Here is a 20,821-nt window from a genome sequence, read left to right on the forward strand (position 1 = left end):
TTAATGCTAATGTACTTAAATTATGCAGGGTTTTCTAGCCGGATGGCGGGAACTTTGAAGCACGCAAGTAAAACCTGCAACACTATTTAAACATTTTCCTAAAATCCGCCTCGCAGATACGCTTCACGGCGGAGTGCATGATCATACGCTCAGCAAAGATAACGTAGTACTCTTCACGGATCTCACGGATACGCTTCACTTCGCGGATATTGCTGCCCGCTTCCAGCTCTGCGGCATAAATGGACGGGGCGACAAACATCGACTTCTGGTACAGGCCAAACGCTTTCATCAATGCCGCATCATCAAACTCGCCCAAAATGTTTGGGGTAATCCCCATTTGATCGAACCAGTGATGCAGTTTACGTCCCATCGCGGTACGACGGCCCGGGATCAACAGTTTGTACTCTTCCAGACATGCCGGGAAGTTAAAGACTTTATCCGGCTCGGTGCAGAAGAAGCTCATGGTCGACTCCCCCAGCTTCTTACTGTAAAGGCCAGGACTCTGGCTGGAATCAACCGGACAGTCTGACAGGATCATGTCCAGCTTGTGCTGTGACAGCTGCTCGAGCAGCATTTCGTGGGTGGATTCGTAACAGCGAAGATGAATACGCTCGTCTTCCGGCAGCGCCTCCATCAGCACCTTACTCACTAACCGCTTGGATAAGGCGTCAGCCACCCCCACTTCCAGCAACAAGTTCTCACGTTGGGTATAGTTGACGATATCGAGCATCTCGTAGCTCAAGTCAAACATCTTGTCAGCGTACTTAAACACCAACTGGCCCAGCTCCGTCGGCTCAATGTTGCGTCCCACCCGCTTGGTCAGTTTGCCTTTCAGGCGTTCTTCCAACGCGCGGATTTGCCCCGTCACGGTTTGGGGTGCCAAAAAGAGTGCATCAGCCGCTTTCGTGACCGACCCTTGCTTACAGACCATCCAGAAGTAATAAAGGTGGTTATAGTTTAGATGAGACATCGCCTTGCCATTTACCCGGCAACAGTATCCTGTCGCCCTAAAAGAAAAAACCCAGAAGTCAGCTTACGCTGAGCTTCTGGGTGCATCAACACTCTTGCCCGATTAATACGGGGAAAAACGTTTACTTCGTCGGTGAAACCGATTTTTGGTCAATCAATTCCATCTTACGGGTACGCTCTCCCATTCGCTGTTCCAATGCACGGGAACGGAAGGCGTCATCTTTCTTCATGGATGCGGTTTCCAATGCCGGCTTTGTCTGGTTCAACCCAGCAAAATACGCCTGGCAGATCTCGCTGTTGCTATCTTGTCCGCAGTTTTCGTAATTTGGCGCGGCCACTACCGCTGCCGACGACATGATCATAGCGACAATAAAGAGAGAGCGTTTCATGTTACACCTCCGTTTTTGGTAACGTTCGGCTCAGCAACACATAACCCACAACCGCTGAAACCGTTGACCCCAATAGGATCCCGAGACGGGAGTACGTACTGAAGTCTTCTGGTGCGCCGACAAACGCCAGCGACGAGATAAAGATAGACATGGTAAAGCCGATACCACACAACACTGACACGGCAAACACATGCTTAAAGCCAATCCCTTCCGGCATTTTCGCCAGACCAGCTTTCACCGCCAGGTAACTGAACGTAAAGATACCCAGAGGCTTACCGACTAACAGACCCAGTGCAATACCCAGTGGCAACATCGACGTCAAACCGTCCAACGACACACCGTCGAGGGAAATACCTGCATTGGCAAAGGCGAAAATCGGCAGAATCAGGAACGCAACATAAGGATGCAATACATGCTCAAGGTGCTTCAGTGGTGACTCGTCATCCGAGTGACCGCCGTCTTTCCCTGACAGTGGGATCGCAAAGCCCAATACCACACCCGCCAAGGTCGCATGCACGCCTGATTTCAATACACTTACCCAAAGTATGGCACCTACCACCAAATACCATGACAGTTTGGTCACGTTTTTCGCATTCATGATAAACAGTGCGGTCGTCGCCGCAAACGCGACAGCCAATGCCCAGGTAGACAGATCGCTGCTGTAGAACAGCGCAATGATCACGATAACACCCAGGTCATCGATGATAGCCAGCGCCAACAGGAACACTTTCAATGTCACCGGTACACGGCTGCCTAACAGCGCCATGATACCCAATGCAAACGCGATATCGGTCGCCGCCGGGATCGCCCACCCTTTGATGGCCATTGGGTCAGCAAAGTTAAAGGCAACGTACACCAAAGCCGGTGCCAGCATGCCACCAATGGCCGCAATGGCCGGGAAAATGGCTTTTTCTTTCGTATTGAGTGCCCCTTCGATCAGCTCACGTTTTACCTCAAGGCCAATCAATAGGAAGAACACCGCCATCAGACCATCATTGATCCAATGTGACACAGACAGCCCTGCTACATAGGTGTGCAGGGTATTGTTATACAACTCAGCCAGTGGCGAGTTAGCAATAATCATGGCAATCAGAGCAGCGAAGATCAGGATAATCCCACCTGCAGACTCTAATTTCAAAAACTTACGAATAGCATCGGTCATCGACCGGAACTCCTTTGCATGAAACTAATAGCACAAGATAGAAAGTAAATTTAGTTTAGCTGTCACAGCGCTAAACTGTTAAATCGTTTGTTTAGATGATAACACTCGGTAAAACCGAAGTATTACCCATCATCACAAGCTTTAACCGCACTGACTATTTTCACTGTCATATTTGAGGGTTTTTGCTGTCATATTTCGCAGCGATGGCGCAATAAATCTAAATTTCCCTCAAAACACAGCAAAAAATATTCACCAAATTCACTTTTTATCACCCTTGTTTAAAACTATAAATATCATGCACTTAATACAAAAGTAAACAAAATGATACAAGTAAAAGCCCTGCCATTGCTCACAAAATAACCACAAAATAACTTTGTGACAGTGAGTGTCATATTTCTGAAATATTCGATCTCTACCATCGCCACCAGATTTCAAACAAATGAAACCCAAACGACATATTCCTGTCACGGAGAAATGATTATGACTACCCAAGCCACTACTGCTGAACAGCCAATGAACAGCTCTATGCGTTGGGTCCGCTGGGCAAACCTAGCGTTCATGCTTTACCTTCTATTAGTTGCTGTATCTGTTGTGAGCGGCGGCTTTAAACTTTCTGTTGGTGAACAAGCTAAAACGCTATTTGAGTTTGCTTCTCATCCTATTGCTGGTTTGATGATCGGTCTTGTTGCGACATCTCTGATCCAATCCTCAAGTACAGTAACGTCTATCATTGTTGGTCTGGTTGCTGGTGGCCTACCTGTTGAAACTGCAATCCCTATGGTTATGGGTGCAAACATCGGTACCACACTAACTAACACCCTGGTTAGCCTTGGCCATGCGCGTTGTAAAGAAGAGTTCCGTCGTGCGTTTGCAAGTGCGACCGTACATGACTTCTTCAACCTGCTAGCTGTGTCTATCTTCCTACCGCTAGAAATGATGTTCGGCCTGCTAGACAAAGTGTCTTCATGGCTAGTATCACCGCTAATGAAGACCGGTGATCTGAGCATGAACGGTATGGATTTCATGAAAGCACTAACCTCTCCAGGTGTTGATCTTATCAAGATGCCACTAGAAGGCATGAGCAACACCACTGCGGGTGCTATCATGATCGCAATTGGTATCGGTCTGATCTTCCTGTCAATCACAGCGATGGGTAAACTAATGCGTACCCTTATGGTTGGCCGTGCTCGTGAAATGCTGCAAAATGCAATCGGTCGTGGTCCACTACACGGTATCGCGTCTGGTACAGTAGTCACCGTACTTGTTCAGTCTTCTTCGACGACAACAAGCCTAATGGTTCCACTAGTAGGTACAGGTGTACTGAAAGTACGTGACGTTTACCCGTTCACACTGGGCGCTAACATCGGTACCTGTATCACTGCACTACTGGCAGCAACGGCGGTAACCGGTCCATACGCTGTGTTCGCACTACAGATTGCACTGGTTCACCTATCGTTCAACGTATTGGCGACCATCCTAATCTTCGGTGTACCGTTCCTACGTGAACTACCACTGAAAGGTGCATTCTTCCTGGGTGAACTAGGTACGAAGAGCAAAGCGGCAGTAGCGGGTTACATCACACTAGTCTTCGTGGCTATCCCAAGTGCTATCCTAGCCCTGACTGCTTAATCGCTGTCACTGAATAAAACAAAGCCCCGCATCATGCGGGGCTTTTTGCGTTTAGAACATTGGCAATCGCGCTTATCGCTCGCCCATCACAGACTTCATCACCACTGGCTCATCACCAAGATAAAAAAACGGGAGAGCGCATTAGCACTCTCCCGTCTTATCCTTGCGGCGACTCACCGCCACTGAACACTTACACGGAGAACGGGTAAGCGATCGGGTCGTGATGCTGGTAACCCACCACCTCGAAATCGTCCATCGTTACCCATGTTTCCAAGTCTTCCAGCGACTTGATATTCGGGTTGATGATCAGTTGTGGTGATTCAAATGGCCCACGCTTTAGCTGCACATCACGCATCAGTTCCAGCTGATCTTCATAGATATGGGCGTTCACAATCTTGTGGAAGGCCTGACCCGGCTTCTTACCGGTGATTTGTGCCATCAGCGCCAACAGGGTGTACACCTGGATCTGGTTGAAATTCAAGCCTAGCGGGACGTCACACGAGCGCTGGTAGCTGGTCAGGTACAAGGTATCCCCCAACAGCGAAAAGGTGTGTGTGTGCATACACGGACGCAGACAGCCCATGTCGAACTCACCCGGGTTGTAGAACGTCAGGATTTCACCACGGTCATCAACGCCTTTGGTCAGGTTATCCACGATTTTACGCAGCTGATCCAGTGTGGTGCCATCCGGCTTTTGCCAGCTGCGACCCTGCACACCGTACACGCGGCCCATGTCGTCTTCACCCTTACGGTGTGGGTTGTTCAACCACGCGGCATTGTCGTTGGCATTCATGTCCCAGGTCTTGGTGCCCAGTGCACGGAAATCAGCGGCATTGTCATAGCCACGGATGTAACCCAGCAATTCCGCAATCGCCGCTTTCCAGTAACTTTTACGGGTGGTGATCAACGGGAATTGGTTGTTCGCCACATCATAGGTCAAATCGGCGTTCACTACGGTCAGGCAACCTTTACCGGTGCGCTGGTTCTCAATCCATACACCTTCATCAACGATGCGCTGACAGAGGGCTAAATACTGTTTCATGTCCTGCTGGCCTTCATTACTGGTTTTTTCAATTGTGGCCGATTCTACCGAATACACAGGAGTTTTGACATGTTGCTTTCGCACTCAAACTTACCACAGTTCAAAATCTCAGCCGTTATCAGTTACCCATAACAAAAAAAGCGACCCGAAGGTCGCTTTTTCATACATCATGATTTATCCGATGCGTCGGTACGATTAAGCCGCTTTGCTCTTAGGCTGGCACTTGTAAGCCCATAGCAGCATCAGTGCACCGGCGATCACCATTGGCAGTGACAAGATCTGCCCCATGCTGATCCAACCGCCAAACAAGCCCAGCTGCGCATCCGGCTCACGGAAGTATTCCACGATAAAGCGGAAGCTGCCGTAACCCAGCAGGAACAAGCCCGATACCGCCCCGGCAGGACGTGGTTTGCGAATGAACACGTTCAGGATGATCAGCAGTACCACGCCTTCCAAGAAGAATTCGTACAGCTGTGACGGGTGACGTGGCAGCGGACCACCGGTTGGGAATACCATCGCCCACGGCACATCCGTAGTACGGCCCCATAGCTCACCGTTAATAAAGTTACCCAAGCGGCCAACACCCAAACCAAACGGTACCAATGGCGCGATAAAGTCAGCCACGTTAAAGAAGGTACGGTTATGCTTGTGGGCATACCAGAACATCGCGGTGATCACCCCCAGCAAGCCGCCGTGGAACGACATACCGCCCGTCCACACTTTGAACAAGTACAGCGGGTTGTCGAGGAACATATCAAAGTTGTAGAACAGGACATAACCGATACGGCCACCCAGTACCACACCCAAGAAACCGGCAAACAGCAAGTCACTGACCTGATCACGCGTCCAACCACTGCCCGGTTTATCCGCGCGGCGGTTTGCCAGCCACATGGCAAACACAAACCCCAATAAATACATCATGCCATACCAGCGTATGGCCAACGGCCCGATCTCAATCAATATCGGATCAATACTCGGGAACGTTAAAAAACCTTGGCTCATTCTACTTATCTCAATCTGTCACACAGAGGGGAGTCTCTGTGATGCATTATCCCATAAACATTTTCGCACTAATAAACAGCAGGAAAACCGCGAATATTTTTTTCAACATTGGGGTTGGCAATCGGCTAACCCACGCCGCCCCAAACCGGGTGGTCGTAGTCGACGTCAAGGCAATCCCCAACAACGCCGGTATATACACATAACCGACGCTCAGTGGAGGCAGCGCTTCGTCCCCCACCCCTGCGGCAATAAAGCCGATCATACCGGCGACCGCAATCATGGCGCCCGCAAACGAGGCACAGCCGATCGCACGGCGCATTTCCACCCCGTGCCAATTCAAAAATGGCACCGTCAGCGAACCACCACCGATCCCGGCCAAACTGGACAGCACACCAATGATGCCACCGGCACAAAAGGTTTTACCGGCCCCCGGCAACGGGCGATTACTGGTAAAGCGCATCGACAACAGCATTTGTATGGCCAGTAATAACACAATTATGGCAAAAATCCGGGGTAAACTGTCACTTGGGACCAATTCGGCAATGGCACTGCCGCCCAATCCCCCGAGGATCACCCCGGGCGCAAGCCCTTTGACCAACGCAAAATCGATGTTACCTAACCGGTAATGATTACGGGCCGAGGAGCCGGATGTCATTACAATACTGGCCAAAGAGGTCGCCAGTGCCATGTGCATCACCTGCTGGCTTTCAATACCCGCCAGCGGCAATAACCACACTAACGCCGGTACCACAAGCAGACCGCCGCCGATCCCCAGCAAGCCGGCTAAGACCCCCACGACCGCACCGAGCCCCAAACAAAACGCAAACGCCCACAACGCATTGCTGTACACAGCCTCTCCGGCCATGACGCTATTCCACATTTCTAGCATGATGCTTTATTTACCTGCACGGATTAAACCGCCCAATCCATGGCTATCGACGAAGGCCGTTGTTTGGGACCGAATTTCGTCAGCAAAGGTGGCTGACAGTGCATACTGCGCCAGTTCTTCCATCTCTGCCAGTGAAATATGACGGAGGATGTATTTGATTTTGGCCACGTTACGGGTGTTCATACTGAGCGAGCGATAGCCCATCCCCACCAACAACAGTGCCCCAATCGGATCACCGGCCAATTCACCACAGACACTGACCGGAATGTCCAACTGCTGGCTCATGGTCATAATGTGCTTAAGCGCATGCAACACCGCCGGGTGCAGTGCATCATAGACACCAGCAACACGGGCATTGTTCCGATCCACCGCCAGTAAATATTGGGTTAAGTCATTGCTGCCCACGGAAATGAAGTCAACCCGACCTTTAAGCACCGGTAACTGGTACAAGATTGACGGCACTTCAATCATGATGCCAATGCGCGGCCGACGCAGCGATTTGCCCTGCGCTTCCGCCACTTTGGCCACTTCGGTGTAAGCGCGATCAATCAGCAGGATAGACTCATCCAGCTCGGCAATGCCGGAGATCATCGGCAACAGGATATCCATGTTGTCATGGCCGATACTGGCCCGCAGCATGGCACGGACCTGAATCAGAAAGATTTCCGGGTGATCCAGCGTAAAGCGGATCCCACGCCAGCCCAAAAACGGGTTATCTTCTTCAATGGTCAGGTACGGCAGCGGTTTATCGCCGCCGATATCGAGTGTGCGCATCACCACCGGTTTATTGGGGTACGTCGCCAAAATAGCCTGGTACTGGTGAGTTTGCTCTTCTTCCGACGGGAAAGTACGCTGCAACAAGAACGGCACTTCGGTACGGTACAGTCCCACACCATCCACGCCCCGGTTAACCGCAATGCTGGTATCGGCACTCAGGCCCGCATTGAGGAACACATTGATCCGCTGCTGATCACGGGTGGCGGCAGGCTTATCCAAGCCAATCTCCACCACTTTGGCCAGTTCATTTTCTTCCCGCAGCAGGCGGTTATACTCTGCCAGCACATGGCGGTTCGGGTTGACCAGCAGATCCCCCCGGTAACCGTCCACAATCACCTGACAGGCATGAATTTTTTCGGGCACGAAGTCCACGCCCATGATGGCGGGAATGCCCAGCGCACGGGAGAGGATCGCCGCATGCGAGTTCGCCGCGCCTTCTTGGGAGACCACCGCCGCCAGTTTATCGCGCGGCACACTGGCCAGCATGGCAGCCGTCAGCTCTCGCGTCAGCAACACCACCGGCTCATCCCACTGATGTTCGGTGGTATCTTCGTTATAGAGGAAATACAACAGACGCTGCCCCAGCTCGCGAATATCTTGCGCGCGCTCTTTGAGGTATTCGTCTTTCATGTTGGTAAAGCGGGCGGAATAGGTTTCCACCACCTGACGGATCGCCCACTCAGCCAAATCCCCGCTCGTCACTTTGCTAAACAGATCCTTACGTAACATCGGATCGTTCAACAGGTGGCTGAACAGGTCAAAAATCGCCAGAGTGTCTTTTTGCAGTTCGCTGTCAAAGCGTTTACGCAGACGTCGAAATTCGGCACTGGCCAATTCAATGGCAATGCTCAGACGTTCTTGCTCCGCTTCACGATCAAGACAAGAGGCAGGGGCGACCGATTCCAGACGCGGTTGGTTATCGTCCCACCACGCCCGTGCAACCGCGACACCGGTTGAGGCGGCAGAGCCTTTTAGGTGCAAACCGTTGTGTTGATCCGGCCACATGCCCTGCGCTTTGGCGTGCGCCAACAGCACCGCGAGCTGCGCGGCCAGCGTGACTAAAAAGGATTCTTCCCCTTCATCAAACTCACGCTGTTCGCGCTGCTGGATCACCAATACCCCCAGCACTTGGCGCTGGTGAATGATCGGCGTACCGAAGAAGGAGCGAAACGCTTCTTCCCCGGTACCAGGCAGGCGTTTGAAATTTGGGTGGCGTCGCGCATCGGCGACATTGATAGGTTCGGCGCGATCGGCCACCAGCCCCACCAGCCCTTCACCAAAGGCCAGACCGGTGTAGCGTGACGGCTTCTTTAAGCCTTTGGTCGCCATCAGGGTATAACGTCGACGTTTTTGATCGGCGATATACACGGAACAACACTCCGTCTTCATCGCATGACAGGTACTGACAACCAGTTGGTCAAGCGCATCAAGGAGGCTTGGGGCGCTGGCCACTTTTTCAACAATTTCTCTCAGTTGCGTCAGCATACTCGCCCTATTCCCTCGTTACTGCGTTTATCCCCGCTTACCTCGGCGTTTTTTGCGGTCTTTGCGTTCTTTAAACGGCATGGCCATCGCCGCGAATTCTTTCAGCGCACGTCGGTAGACATCCCGCTTGAAAGACACAACCTGCCTCACCGGATACCAATAGCTGACCCAGCGCCAACCATCAAACTCCGGTGTGTTACCCCGTTGCATGTTCACCTTGGACTCATCACATTCTAGACTGAGCAGAAACCATTTCTGCTTTTGGCCGATACAAACAGGCTTAGAATCCCAGCGAACCAACCGTTTCGGAAGTTTGTAACGAAGCCAGTGGCGACTTGACGCCAGAATTCGTACATCTTTCTTGGTTAGCCCTACTTCCTCGTAGAGTTCCCGGTACATGGCTTGTTCAGGGGTTTCCCCCTCATCAATCCCGCCCTGCGGAAACTGCCAGGAATGTTGTCCATATCGTCGAGCCCAGAATACTTCGCCATGGCTATTACAGATCACAATACCCACATTCGGGCGGTATCCATCGCCATCAATCACTGGACGACCTCAATATAAATCTCTATTAATTGTGATTTTTTCATAGTCAGTGCAACGGGTAAACAAACATTCTAATTTATCACGCCTTTTTCCTACCAAAGCCGCATATTCTGGATAACTTTCGCCACTTGCTGATTTTATGAACAGCCCAATGAGACCTAGGCCACATTTATACACGATTTCTGTGGATAGATTTGTGAAGAAGCGGTAAATCCGCCCTTTATCACAAGGATCTTTTTTTAGCAAAATCGTTGAAAAACTCAGCAACATTAAAAATTAAACCAATTAAAACAACCACTAAAAACCAAAACTTAGCAGTAACACATTGATCACACCCAAGATCCACACCTTACGCTTCGCGATCGGTTAAAGATCGACCAACACCTTGCTTATCCACACTAACCCGATAAAACCGCGCAAAAAACACCCGCAACAGCGTTCAAAATAGCAACAAACTCCTGTTTATATATCCATACCACTGATAATAAAGAAAATTATTACTTTTCATTGTGGATAAGTAAGAAAAGATGATCATTATTTGTCCACCGCTGTTTTACCTCTCCCTTCCTCCCCTTTTAGAGAAACCCTACAAATAGCCTTTATTTTCAGCGAGATAGACATTTTACGACGCAGAGATCTTGCTTGCGATCTTCTGATGTGACGATCGTCCGCCCTCAACGCACACAATGTGTTTTCACCCCGTCCTTTACGCTATGGTAAACTCATGCGCCCACAGTGTGACGACGAGCTTATGAAACCGGTAGCTAAACTTCCTCCCAAATCTCCCCCTACGTCAGAGCAGGACTTGCTGGCACGCGCCCATGCGCTGGCCGGTATGACACTGGGCGAACTGGCAGCCGAAGCCGGTACCATCCCCCCGCCGGATCTCAAACGGGACAAAGGCTGGGTCGGCCAGTTACTGGAATGGCACCTGGGTGCCAGTGCAGGCAGTAAACCGGTACCGGACTTTGCCGAGTTAGGCATCGAGCTAAAGACCATTCCGGTGGGTTACAACGGCAAACCACTGGAAACTACCTTTGTGTGTGTCGCCCCGTTGATCGGCTTACATGGCCTGAACTGGGAAAACAGCCATATTCGCCATAAGTTGGCGCGCGTGTTGTGGATCCCGGTCGAAGGCGAACGAGAAATCCCCCTTGCGGAACGTCATGTCGGCTCACCATTACTCTGGAGTCCGTCTGCCGAAGAAGAGCAGCAACTGCGTCAGGACTGGGAAGAGCTGATGGACATGATCGTCCTTGGCCGGGTTGAACACATTACGGCCCGCCATGGGGAGGTACTGCAACTGCGTCCCAAGGCGGCCAACAGCCGGGCGTTAACCGAGGCCTATGGCGCCAATGGCCAGCCGATTAAAACACTGCCACGCGGCTTCTACCTCAAAACAACGTTTACTGCGAGTTTGCTGGAACGCTACTTCATTCTTTAATGATTGCCCTTACAGGGCGATAGTCATGTCTTGCTGACAGCGCGATATCTGCCCGTCAGCAGAAAACTCATCATACGGATCGGTCACCCGCAACGTGACCGCCGCGATCCCGAGCGGACGCAGTAAGTCCCTGACCTGCTCTAACGTCTGAAAATGCATCGTTTCATCGTGCTCATCTTTGAGCAATTCCAAATGGTGCTTGTACTCCACTTCCATCAAATAATCCGCACAGCCGGCATAGCTGGTCACAATGCAATGGGGCAAGGTGCCCGTGTCTGCCTGCGTCCAATGTTTTAATTGTGACAATTTCATGGCCTGTCCTAAGGATGAGGTTATGAGATGACTGTCTCTAACTATTGGTCACATCCTGCTTGCGGGCAAGTCATTGGCCTGAAAAGCCCTCTTCTCAGCGCGGCTGCATCACGTTATAGTCAAAGCATGCCTTATCGCGTCAGCACGCCGTCCAAGGAGGACTCATGCTCTATCACACGATCCCGCATTCCACATTGTCAGTCAGTAAAATCTGCCTTGGCACCATGACCTATGGCGAGCAGAACACCGAATCCGACGCCCATAGCCAACTCGACTTCGCCTTTGAGCGTGGCGTGAATTTCATTGATACCGCTGAAATGTACCCGGTACCGCCCAAAGCGGAAACCCAAGGATTAACCGAGCGCTACATCGGCAACTGGTTAAAGAAAACCGGTCAGCGCGACAAAGTGATCCTCGCCACCAAAGTCGCCGGCCCGCGCAGTGTGCCGTACATTCGTCCGGACATGTCACTCAGCCGCCGCCACATTCACGATGCGGTCGAAACCAGTTTAACGCGCCTGCAAACCGACTATATCGATCTCTACCAACTGCACTGGCCACAACGGGAAACCAATTGCTTTGGCCAACTGAACTACACCTACAAAGATGACCAATCCGGCGTGACGCTCAGTGATTCGTTAGAAGCACTGGCCGAGCTCGTCCGGGCCGGCAAAGTGCGTTATATCGGTCTGTCCAATGAAACCCCGTGGGGCGTGATGTCGTTTCTCAAACTGGCCGAGAAACACAATTTGCCGCGCGTCGTGACCATTCAAAACCCGTATAACCTGCTCAACCGCAGTTTTGAAGTGGGGCTGTCGGAGATCAGCCATCAGGAAGGGGTGGAGCTGCTGGCCTATTCGCCGCTCGCCTTTGGTGCACTGAGTGGCAAATACTTACAAGGGGCACGGCCTGCCGGGGCACGTTGTACCTTGTTTGAACGCTTCTCACGCTACTTCAATCCTCAAGGTCTTGCCGCCACCCAAGCCTATGTGGATGTGGCCCACAAGCACGGGTTAGATCCGGCTCAAATGGCGCTGGCCTTTGTCAATCAACGCCCGTTTGTCGCCAGTAACATTATCGGCGCCACCACACTGGCGCAGCTCGAAGCCAACATTAACAGCCTGGATGTGGTGCTGGATGAAGCAGTGTTAGCTGACTTGTATGCGGTGGGCACTCAGTACTCCAATCCGTGTCCATAACCCGCTGCGATATGCCCAAACAGACAAACAGCCATAAAAAAGCCCCCGCCATCACCGAGAGGTCATGGCGGGGGCTTATCGTTTGTGGATTCACTCTCCCCTGCCGCGCACGACAGGGGCACCGATTACGTCAGCAATCGCGGTCGATGCAATCGTCGCAGATGGCGCACCTTACGGCTGGCCGGGGTCGACAATCGATCGCTGGCAATGCGTGAGTCTCGGTCAATACCAATATCATTCAGCAAATGCGCGGAAAGATGCGGTAAATGGACCTGGACCCGGCGGTGCTGCTGACGCCAGTGGGTATCTTCACGCTGAAGATCCAGTTGAACAAAGAAAACGGCAAGTCGTAAATAGACTGATTGGCGCATGGTCATGCTCTCCTAATAAATGTTGATAAATTCAGGACGCAGGACTGCCGTATCAGGCTGACAACATAAGTAAAAGACTTAACTAGCCGCGACAGTACTCCGCGGCCTATTTACACAGCAATTAACGAATAGGTTAATGGTGTGAATACGTTACCGTATCATCGGAAAAACAGGTCGATGTCAGGCGTTTATCTAGCATGATGTGTTCCTCCAATAACAGGGGTTGATGTGAGAATGAAGGTTCATTGTAATGGCCTGTGGTGAAAAAACAACCACCTAAGGCATTGAAAATGAAGAAAGCTATATTGTGCTATTGAGGCGAAGGACACAGGGAGCCCATAACATTATTGTCTCCCTGTCGGCACTAGCCTTGCCGGAAATGGCGCGGCGGCGGCACCAAATCGTGTTTATTGAGCAGGCGATACATGGTGGCGCGGGACACCCCTAACTCGCGGGCAGCGGCCGAGATCTGGCCTTTATTATTTTCCAGTACCGCAAGCAACGCGCCCCGTTCTGAATCTTCACGGATTTTCTTCAGGCTTTGGCGATCGTCAGTGATACGCGGCAAGTCAAAGTGTTCTACATCCAGCACCTTGTTGTCCGCCAGCAATATGGCCCGTTTGATCTGTCCGACCAGTTCTCGCACATTGCCCGGCCACGAATAATTCATCAGCAACTGGCTGGCTTTGGATGAGAGCTCTTTGACCGGGCTGTTGTACTGGCGGGCAAACTTGAGCAGCAAAAATTCCGCCAACAGCTGAATATCACCGCCACGATCACGCAGGGCCGGTACCGTTAACGTAAAGGTATTGAGGCGATAATAGAGATCTTCCCGTAAAGTACCCGCCTCTAACAGCTCTTCAAGCGTGTAGCGGGTCGACACAATCAGACGCACATTGGGCTGAATCGCACGGCCGCACGCGGTATTGAACGCCTCACTTTCCAGTAAGCGTAAGAGATCTTGTTGGCAGGCATCACTGAGCAGTGCCAGTTCATCCAAAAACAGCACGCCGTTTTCTGCTTTAAGAAAGCAGCAGTGCCGCCCCCTGTCCGGCGGTAATACCACGCACCAATCGGACTCCAGATCTTCACAATTAACGGTGACGAACGCAGACTTGGCCCGGGTCGAGGCCTGATGAATCGCTTGGGCCACCAGCTCTTTGCCGGTGCCGATTTCTCCCAGCACCAACACCGGCATGTCGGTCATCGCCAGCCGTTTCACCTGGTGCTGCAGTTTTTGCATCGCGGGCTGCTCGCCCTGTAAACCGTGCTGACCAAACTGACCCAACTCCGGCCATACCCGGCGTTCCAATTGCAACATTCCCAGTTGATGACCGATGGTTTTCAGCCACTGTCCTTCCGGCACAGGCGCGGTAAAGTAGTCGACGCAGAAATTCACGATAAACTGGCAAATCGCGTCATTGCGCAATTGGTCATCGCGTACCAATGCCAGCCAGCGTGCCTGCTTATTGCGGTTCACCAGCCCAGCAATACCTTGTAGACTGAAGTTATCCCGGGTGAGATCCACCACCCCGATGCAGGGGCCGGTTTCCAACAGCAAGCGCTCAGCGGCACGCAGATCCAAACTGCGATGGCATAGCCACCCAGCGTTTTCCAGTGCCGGTACCCATGTACATTCTCCGCCACCTAATACCACCAGCGTACCCAGTACTGCGCTATTTGTTTTCACCATACTCCATCCAACTACTGACTGTTGCTTCTACGCGGATCTTGCTGAGCGAACACGACTAAAAACGCCCAGCACGCAATGCGCACTATTAAGATCATATGTTGCTTATTTATTTAAATGCAACTTGTTTACTATCAAAATTATAGCTAATCATGCTATGTCAAAAAAAAAATGCGACAAAAGTGAAAACGTCTCGTTCTCGTACGGTCACGCGGTGAAGGGCTGCGAGTGATCGCACACATTGGTGTAACGTGTACGTTTATCAAGAAGATGGCAGATCAGAAAAAAAGGCAAAAAAAAACCACTCCGAAGAGTGGTTTTTTCATAAAAACAGACAATTAGGCGTTGTTCTGTGGGCGCATTGCCGGGAACAGAATCACGTCACGGATTGTGTGCGTATTGGTGAACAGCATCGCCAGACGGTCGATACCGATACCCTGACCCGCTGTTGGCGGTAGGCCGTGCTCAAGCGCTGTGATGTAGTCAGCGTCGTAGTACATCGCTTCGTCATCGCCCGCGTCTTTCGCGTTCACCTGTGCTTTAAAGCGCTGGTCTTGGTCTTGTGCATCGTTCAGCTCAGAGAAGCCGTTCGCCACTTCACGGCCACCGATGAAGAATTCAAAACGGTCAGTAATGAATGGGTTTGCATCGTTACGGCGTGCCAGTGGAGAGATATCCGCTGGGTACTCAGTGATGAACGTTGGCTGCATTAGCTGAGGCTCAGCCGTTTCACCGAAGATTTCTTCCAGTAGCTGGCCACATGTCCAGAACTTCTCAACGTAGATGTCTAGGCTACGTGCGATGTTTGCCATGTGCTCACGGTCAGCAACAAGATCGTAAGTCAGTGCCTGAATGTCAGCGTGGTCTGGGTTGTAGTGCTTGATCGCGTCCAGCATGCTCATACGTGCGTACTTGCCACCGAATTCTACGGTGTGGTCGCCGTAAGGCATAGACGAGTTGCCCAACACTTCGATAGCCACAGTGCGTAGCATATCTTCTGTCAGATCCATCAGATCGTTGTAATCCGCGTACGCCATGTAGAATTCAATCATGGTGAATTCTGGGTTGTGACGTGGAGACAGACCTTCGTTACGGAAGTTACGGTTGATTTCGAATACACGCTCAAAACCACCGACAACCAAACGCTTCAGGTACAGCTCAGGCGCGATACGCAAGAACATTTCCTGATCCAACGCGTTGTGGTGCGTGATGAATGGACGTGCAGACGCACCGCCAGGGATCACTTGCATCATTGGCGTTTCCACTTCCATGAAGCCTTTTGACTCCATGTAACGGCGGATAGCAGAGATCAGCTTAGAACGTACTTTGAATGCGTTGCGTGAATCTTCGTTCACGATCAGGTCAACGTAACGCTGACGGTAACGCATTTCCTGGTCAGTCAGACCGTGGAATTTCTCTGGTAGCGGACGCAGTGCTTTGGTCAGTAGTTCGTACTGATCCATGTTCACGTACAGATCGCCTTTGCCAGACTTGTGCAGCGCACCTTTAATACCGATGATGTCACCGATATCCAGACCTGAATACTTCTCTTTCAGCTCTTTTTGTACGTGCTTGTCAGCGTATGCCTGAATGCGGCCAGACACGTCTTGAATCGCAAGGAATGGACCACGTTTAGCCATGACACGGCCAGCGATTGCCACAACGTGACCCGCTTCTTCCAGTTCTTCTTTGCTCAGCTCGCCAAATTTCGCCTGCAGATCTGCCGCTAAGCTATCGCGACGGAAATCATTTGGGTGGCCGTTTGCTTTACAGTTCTCGCGAATCATTTCCAGTTTCGCGCGACGTTCAGCAATCAGCTTATTCTCATCTAGTAATTGATCAGTCATGGGTTAACCCTTACGTGTTTTAACCGGTGTCGGTTACAGACCTGATTTCAGGCTGGCTTCAATAAAACGGTCTAAGTCGCCGTCCAGTACTGCTTGGGTGTTACGATTTTCCACCCCAGTACGTAAATCTTTAATGCGTGAGTCATCCAGAACGTAAGAACGGATCTGGCTACCCCAGCCAATGTCAGACTTCGAGTCTTCATTCGCTTGTTTCTCAGCATTTTGCTTTTGCATCTCAAGCTCAAACAGTTTTGCTTTCAACTGTTTCATTGCCTGATCTTTGTTCTTATGCTGAGAACGGTCATTCTGACACTGCACCACGGTGTTGGTCGGTACGTGAGTAATACGTACGGCCGATTCGGTGGTGTTTACGTGCTGACCACCCGCGCCCGAGGCACGGTATACGTCGATACGCAGATCAGATGGGTTGATCTCGATATCGATGTTTTCGTCAACTTCTGGGTAGATAAAGGCAGAAGCAAATGACGTGTGACGACGGCCGCCGGAGTCAAACGGAGACTTACGAACCAGACGGTGTACACCGGTTTCCGTACGTAGCCAGCCGTAAGCGTACTCACCGCTGATGCGTACCGTTACCGATTTCAGACCGGCCACATCGCCTTCAGACACTTCGATCACTTCTGTTTTGAAGCCTTTTGCATCGGCCCAACGCAGGTACATGCGTAGCATGATCGACGTCCAGTCCTGCGCTTCTGTACCACCGGAACCTGCCTGCAGGTCGATGTAACAGTCAGAGGCATCGTGATCGCCAGAGAACATACGACGGAATTCTAGCTTCGCCAGCTTCGCTTCAAGCTCAGCCAGTTCAGGTTCGATCTCGTCAAACGTTTCTTGGTCTTCTTCTTCTACCGCCAACTCAAGCAGGCCTTCAACGTCTTCAACGCCTTGGTCTAGCTGATCAATGGTTTCAACAACCGCTTCCAGTGCAGAACGCTCTTTACCCAACGCTTGCGCGCGCTCAGGTTCGTTCCACACATCAGGTTGCTCTAATTCTGCGTTAACCTCTTCTAGACGCTCTTTCTTAGCATCGTAGTCAAAGGTACCCCCTAAGGATGTCAGTACGTGCTGATACATCCTCAAGTCGGTTTTTAATAGGATTAATCTCGAACATTGCCACTCTTCATAGCCGAAATGGACATAACCGAAAGATTCTATCGAATTGTAGATAGAATATACAGGGGGGAAGAAAGGGAATCTGTGAATTTATTTTTTAAGCCCAGTCACAGAAACAAGGCGTCTGCGGGCTTGCAATACACGGTTTGCTCTGCTTAAGGCCGAGCAAACCGTGCCACATTCTAGGCCACTGCCATTACAGCGCGGCGATGTGTTCTACCATCAGCTGCAGGCTGCTGTTGCCGCGAAACTCATTCACATCAAGACGATAGACGAGCTCGACCTGCTGCACCGACGCATCTGGCCAGCGGCGCACATCGATATTAAAGGCAATGGCATCAATCACGCTGCCGCCTTGCATCGGCTCCAGCATCATTTTCAGGTGCTTGCTGCCAACCAATTTCTGGTGCAGCAAACGGAACTGACCGTCAAACATCGGTTCCGGGAACTGTTGCCCCCACGGACCGCCGGCGCGCAACATTTCGGCAGTCTGCATGGTCATATCTTGTGGCTGCAACGCGCCGTCTGTCAGCAACACACCTTTGAGCGCCGCTTCGTCCAGTTCATTTCGCACCGCCTGATCGAACGCACGGCTGAACGCCTCCAGCTGATCTTCGGCAATGGTCAAGCCCGCCGCCATGGCATGGCCACCAAATTTCAAAATCATGCCCGGATTTTGGGTATCAATCAGATCCAGCACATCACGCATGTGCAGCCCCGGAATCGAACGGCAAGACCCTTTGATCTCGCCATTGCCGGCATCGGCAAACGCGATCACCGGACGGTGGTAACGCTCTTTAATGCGCGAGGCCAAAATGCCGATCACCCCTTGGTGCCAGTCACGCTGGAACAACGCCAAGCCGTAAGGCATATCCTGCTGGTTGAACTTCAGGCGCTCACAAATGGCGAGCGCTTCTTCTTTCATCCCCTGCTCGATTTCCTTGCGGGTCTGGTTAAGGGCATCCAGCTCGGTGGCCATGCGACGGGCCGCCTGAATGTTGTCACACAACAGCAGTTCGACCCCGAAGGACATATCATCCAAGCGGCCGGCGGCGTTAATGCGCGGGCCCAAGGCAAAGCCTAAATCGCTGGCCACCAGCTTGGCCGGATCGCGGTTCGCCACTTCCACCAACGCACGGATCCCCGGGCGGCATTTACCGGCACGAATACGCTGCAAGCCTTGGTGGACCAAAATACGGTTGTTGCCATCTAACGCCACCACGTCTGCCACGGTGCCCAGTGCGACCAAATCCAGCAGCTCTGCCAGGTTTGGCTCACTGATCCCTTGCTCAGCAAACCAGTTGCTTTGACGCAGCGTCGCACGCAGAGCCAGCATCAGATAGAACGCCACGCCCACCCCACACAAGGCTTTGGACGGAAAGTCACACGCGTGCAGGTTCGGGTTCACCATGGCATCGGCGTCCGGCAGCGTGTCCCCCGGTAAGTGGTGATCGGTCACCAACACCTGCATGCCTTTGGCTTTCGCCGCCGCCACACCGGCAATGGACGACACGCCGTTATCCACGGTCATGATCAACTCCGCCCCACGGGCAGCCGCTTGTTCCACTACCTCCGGGCTTAAACCGTAACCGTCATCAAAACGGTTGGGCACCAGATAATCCACGTTACGACAGCCCAGCATACGCAGCGCCAACACCGACAAGGCCGAACTGGTGGCCCCATCGGCATCGAAATCACCGACCACAATGATGCGGCGTTGTTCGGCTAAAGCACTGACGAGCAAATCCACCGCCGGCTGGATACCAAACAGTTGGTTATAGCCGAGCAGCCCTTTGGCGCCACGCTCAAGCTCTGCTTCACAGGAGATCCCACGGCTGGCATAAATGCGCTGTAACAACGGCGGCGTGGCATCGGTAAATTGGCTGGTGTCCGCTTCAGGACGGCGTTTAATTTCAATCATGGAATACGTCTGCTGGCAGGGAGGTGAAAGGATGACTATATACCCAACCCCTCTTTAGGTGAAGCGTGATGAAGCACGGCGAAGTGCACGAAAGGGCATAAAAAAACAGCCCGTCACGACAATAAGGTCATGCACGGGCTGATCGTCATGGGATGACAGGGTTGGCTATTGCCAACCAGACAGCGCTTAGCTGCGGCTGTCTAGCATCTTACGCAGCATAGCCGCTGGCTGGTAACCTGGCAGCATGGTGCCGTCTTCCAGTACCAACGCCGGGGTGCCTGATACGCCCATCGCTACGCCCAGATCGTACTGCTTCATGATCATGGCGTCGTTTTTCGGACCGTTTTCATCAAATGTGCCTTCTTTGGCTGCGTTCATCGCTTTCACGCGATCTTTTGCTGCCCAAATCGCACTCATTTCACCGAAGTTACGTGAGTTTTTACCGCCACGCGGGAAGGCCAGGTAACGGATGGTGATGCCCGCATCGTTGTAGGCCTGCATTTCGTTGTGCAGCTTACGGCAGTAACCACAGCTGGTGTCCGTGAAAACGGTTACCACGTATTTTTCATCTTTCGCTGGGTAGACGATCATCTCGTCTTCCATGCCTTTTAGCTTATCTTTGTTCAGCTTCGCCATCTTCTGTTCAGTCAGGTTCACCGGCTGTGCGCCGTCTTCGCTCTTGAACAGGTTACCGGCCAGGAAGTAGCTCGCGTCATCGTTCATGTACAAAATGCCACGGTCAGTCACGACTTCATTTAAGCCCGATACGGGTGACGCGCTGATCTCAACAGTCTTCAGACCCAGACTATTCATTTTGCTGTTGATTGCTGCTTCATCCGGCTTTGCCGAAGCGGTAAACGCTGTCATTGCTACAGCGGTTGCAAGTAATGTACGGCCCAAAAAGCGCATTAACTTTTCCTTTCACTAAATAGATAAACACAAATGTATCAGACAAGGCATGGCCGTCTTCGGCGTGCCGGTCAGCGTCCACTTTGAGATATGACCCTGAGAGT

At 51.9% G+C, this 20,821-nt stretch carries 18 protein-coding genes; 3 read left to right on the top strand and 15 right to left on the bottom strand.

Features of this window, described 5'->3' with window-relative positions; translation table 11 throughout:
* Positions 1-82: 82 nt before the first annotated feature.
* From nhaR to nhaA, 3 genes are all read right to left on the bottom strand, one after another.
* Positions 83-970, bottom strand: coding sequence for a transcriptional activator NhaR (gene nhaR, locus ABT58_RS11070; protein WP_047874467.1), 888 nt, complete (start codon positions 968-970; stop codon positions 83-85).
* A gap of 121 nt (positions 971-1,091) precedes the next feature.
* On the bottom strand, positions 1,092-1,358 hold the full coding sequence (locus ABT58_RS11075; RefSeq protein ID WP_047874468.1) for a hypothetical protein: 267 nt from the start codon (positions 1,356-1,358) through the stop codon (positions 1,092-1,094).
* 1 nt (position 1,359) lies between these two features.
* Positions 1,360-2,520: a Na+/H+ antiporter NhaA gene (nhaA, locus tag ABT58_RS11080; RefSeq protein ID WP_047874469.1), complete on the bottom strand. Its 1,161-nt coding sequence runs from the start codon at positions 2,518-2,520 to the stop codon at positions 1,360-1,362.
* Positions 2,521-3,000: 480 nt separating this feature from the next.
* Here nhaA and ABT58_RS11085 point away from each other — a divergent pair, with 480 nt between their 5' ends.
* Positions 3,001-4,149 carry a Na/Pi symporter gene (locus ABT58_RS11085; protein WP_047874470.1) on the top strand — a complete coding sequence of 383 codons (1,149 nt, stop codon included), beginning with the start codon at positions 3,001-3,003 and terminating at the stop codon, positions 4,147-4,149.
* Between the two features lie 190 nt (positions 4,150-4,339).
* Here ABT58_RS11085 and ABT58_RS11090 read toward each other — a convergent pair whose 3' ends face one another.
* The 5 genes from ABT58_RS11090 to rppH all read right to left on the bottom strand — a co-directional run bounded on the left by ABT58_RS11090 (position 4,340) and on the right by rppH (position 9,890).
* Positions 4,340-5,191, bottom strand: a complete 852-nt coding sequence (locus ABT58_RS11090) for a thymidylate synthase (RefSeq protein ID WP_047874534.1) — start codon at positions 5,189-5,191, stop codon at positions 4,340-4,342.
* 195 nt (positions 5,192-5,386) lie between these two features.
* A complete protein-coding gene (gene lgt / locus ABT58_RS11095; protein WP_047874471.1) occupies positions 5,387-6,193 on the bottom strand; it encodes a prolipoprotein diacylglyceryl transferase in 807 nt (268 codons plus the stop codon).
* A gap of 46 nt (positions 6,194-6,239) precedes the next feature.
* Positions 6,240-7,058, bottom strand: coding sequence for a sulfite exporter TauE/SafE family protein (locus ABT58_RS11100; RefSeq protein ID WP_047874472.1), 819 nt, complete (start codon positions 7,056-7,058; stop codon positions 6,240-6,242).
* Positions 7,059-7,088: 30 nt separating this feature from the next.
* On the bottom strand, positions 7,089-9,344 hold the full coding sequence (ptsP, locus tag ABT58_RS11105; protein ID WP_047874473.1) for a phosphoenolpyruvate--protein phosphotransferase: 2,256 nt from the start codon (positions 9,342-9,344) through the stop codon (positions 7,089-7,091).
* A gap of 27 nt (positions 9,345-9,371) precedes the next feature.
* A complete protein-coding gene (gene rppH, locus ABT58_RS11110) occupies positions 9,372-9,890 on the bottom strand; it encodes an RNA pyrophosphohydrolase (protein WP_047874474.1) in 519 nt (172 codons plus the stop codon).
* A gap of 751 nt (positions 9,891-10,641) precedes the next feature.
* Between rppH and mutH the strand changes: the two genes are divergently transcribed.
* A complete protein-coding gene (gene mutH, locus ABT58_RS11115; protein WP_047874535.1) occupies positions 10,642-11,334 on the top strand; it encodes a DNA mismatch repair endonuclease MutH in 693 nt (230 codons plus the stop codon).
* Between the two features lie 9 nt (positions 11,335-11,343).
* Here the strand turns inward: mutH and ABT58_RS11120 are convergent, their stop codons facing one another.
* Positions 11,344-11,646 (bottom strand): DUF6482 family protein, encoded by a 303-nt coding sequence (locus tag ABT58_RS11120; protein WP_047874475.1) that lies wholly within the window; start codon positions 11,644-11,646, stop codon positions 11,344-11,346.
* A 164-nt stretch (positions 11,647-11,810) separates the two neighbouring features.
* Here ABT58_RS11120 and ABT58_RS11125 point away from each other — a divergent pair, with 164 nt between their 5' ends.
* Positions 11,811-12,845, top strand: coding sequence for an NADP(H)-dependent aldo-keto reductase (locus tag ABT58_RS11125; protein WP_047874476.1), 1,035 nt, complete (start codon positions 11,811-11,813; stop codon positions 12,843-12,845).
* Positions 12,846-12,970: 125 nt separating this feature from the next.
* Here ABT58_RS11125 and ABT58_RS23735 read toward each other — a convergent pair whose 3' ends face one another.
* From ABT58_RS23735 to dsbC, 6 genes are all read right to left on the bottom strand, one after another.
* Positions 12,971-13,216, bottom strand: a complete 246-nt coding sequence (locus ABT58_RS23735) for a hypothetical protein (RefSeq protein ID WP_082211075.1) — start codon at positions 13,214-13,216, stop codon at positions 12,971-12,973.
* 364 nt (positions 13,217-13,580) lie between these two features.
* Positions 13,581-14,909 (bottom strand): VpsR-related response regulator, encoded by a 1,329-nt coding sequence (locus tag ABT58_RS11130; protein ID WP_047874477.1) that lies wholly within the window; start codon positions 14,907-14,909, stop codon positions 13,581-13,583.
* 335 nt (positions 14,910-15,244) lie between these two features.
* Positions 15,245-16,753: a lysine--tRNA ligase gene (gene lysS / locus ABT58_RS11135; RefSeq protein WP_047874478.1), complete on the bottom strand. Its 1,509-nt coding sequence runs from the start codon at positions 16,751-16,753 to the stop codon at positions 15,245-15,247.
* A gap of 33 nt (positions 16,754-16,786) precedes the next feature.
* A protein-coding gene (gene prfB, locus ABT58_RS11140; RefSeq protein ID WP_107205180.1) for a peptide chain release factor 2 occupies positions 16,787-17,885 on the bottom strand; the annotation gives its coding sequence in 2 pieces (ribosomal slippage) (positions 16,787-17,809 and positions 17,811-17,885; 1,098 coding nt in all).
* A 198-nt stretch (positions 17,886-18,083) separates the two neighbouring features.
* Positions 18,084-19,808, bottom strand: coding sequence for a single-stranded-DNA-specific exonuclease RecJ (gene recJ / locus ABT58_RS11145; RefSeq protein WP_047874479.1), 1,725 nt, complete (start codon positions 19,806-19,808; stop codon positions 18,084-18,086).
* A 186-nt stretch (positions 19,809-19,994) separates the two neighbouring features.
* Positions 19,995-20,717 carry a bifunctional protein-disulfide isomerase/oxidoreductase DsbC gene (dsbC, locus tag ABT58_RS11150; protein WP_047874480.1) on the bottom strand — a complete coding sequence of 241 codons (723 nt, stop codon included), beginning with the start codon at positions 20,715-20,717 and terminating at the stop codon, positions 19,995-19,997.
* Positions 20,718-20,821 lie beyond the last annotated feature (104 nt).

This window comes from Photobacterium aphoticum, from assembly GCF_001029435.1.
GTDB classification, from domain to species: domain Bacteria; phylum Pseudomonadota; class Gammaproteobacteria; order Enterobacterales; family Vibrionaceae; genus Photobacterium; species Photobacterium aphoticum.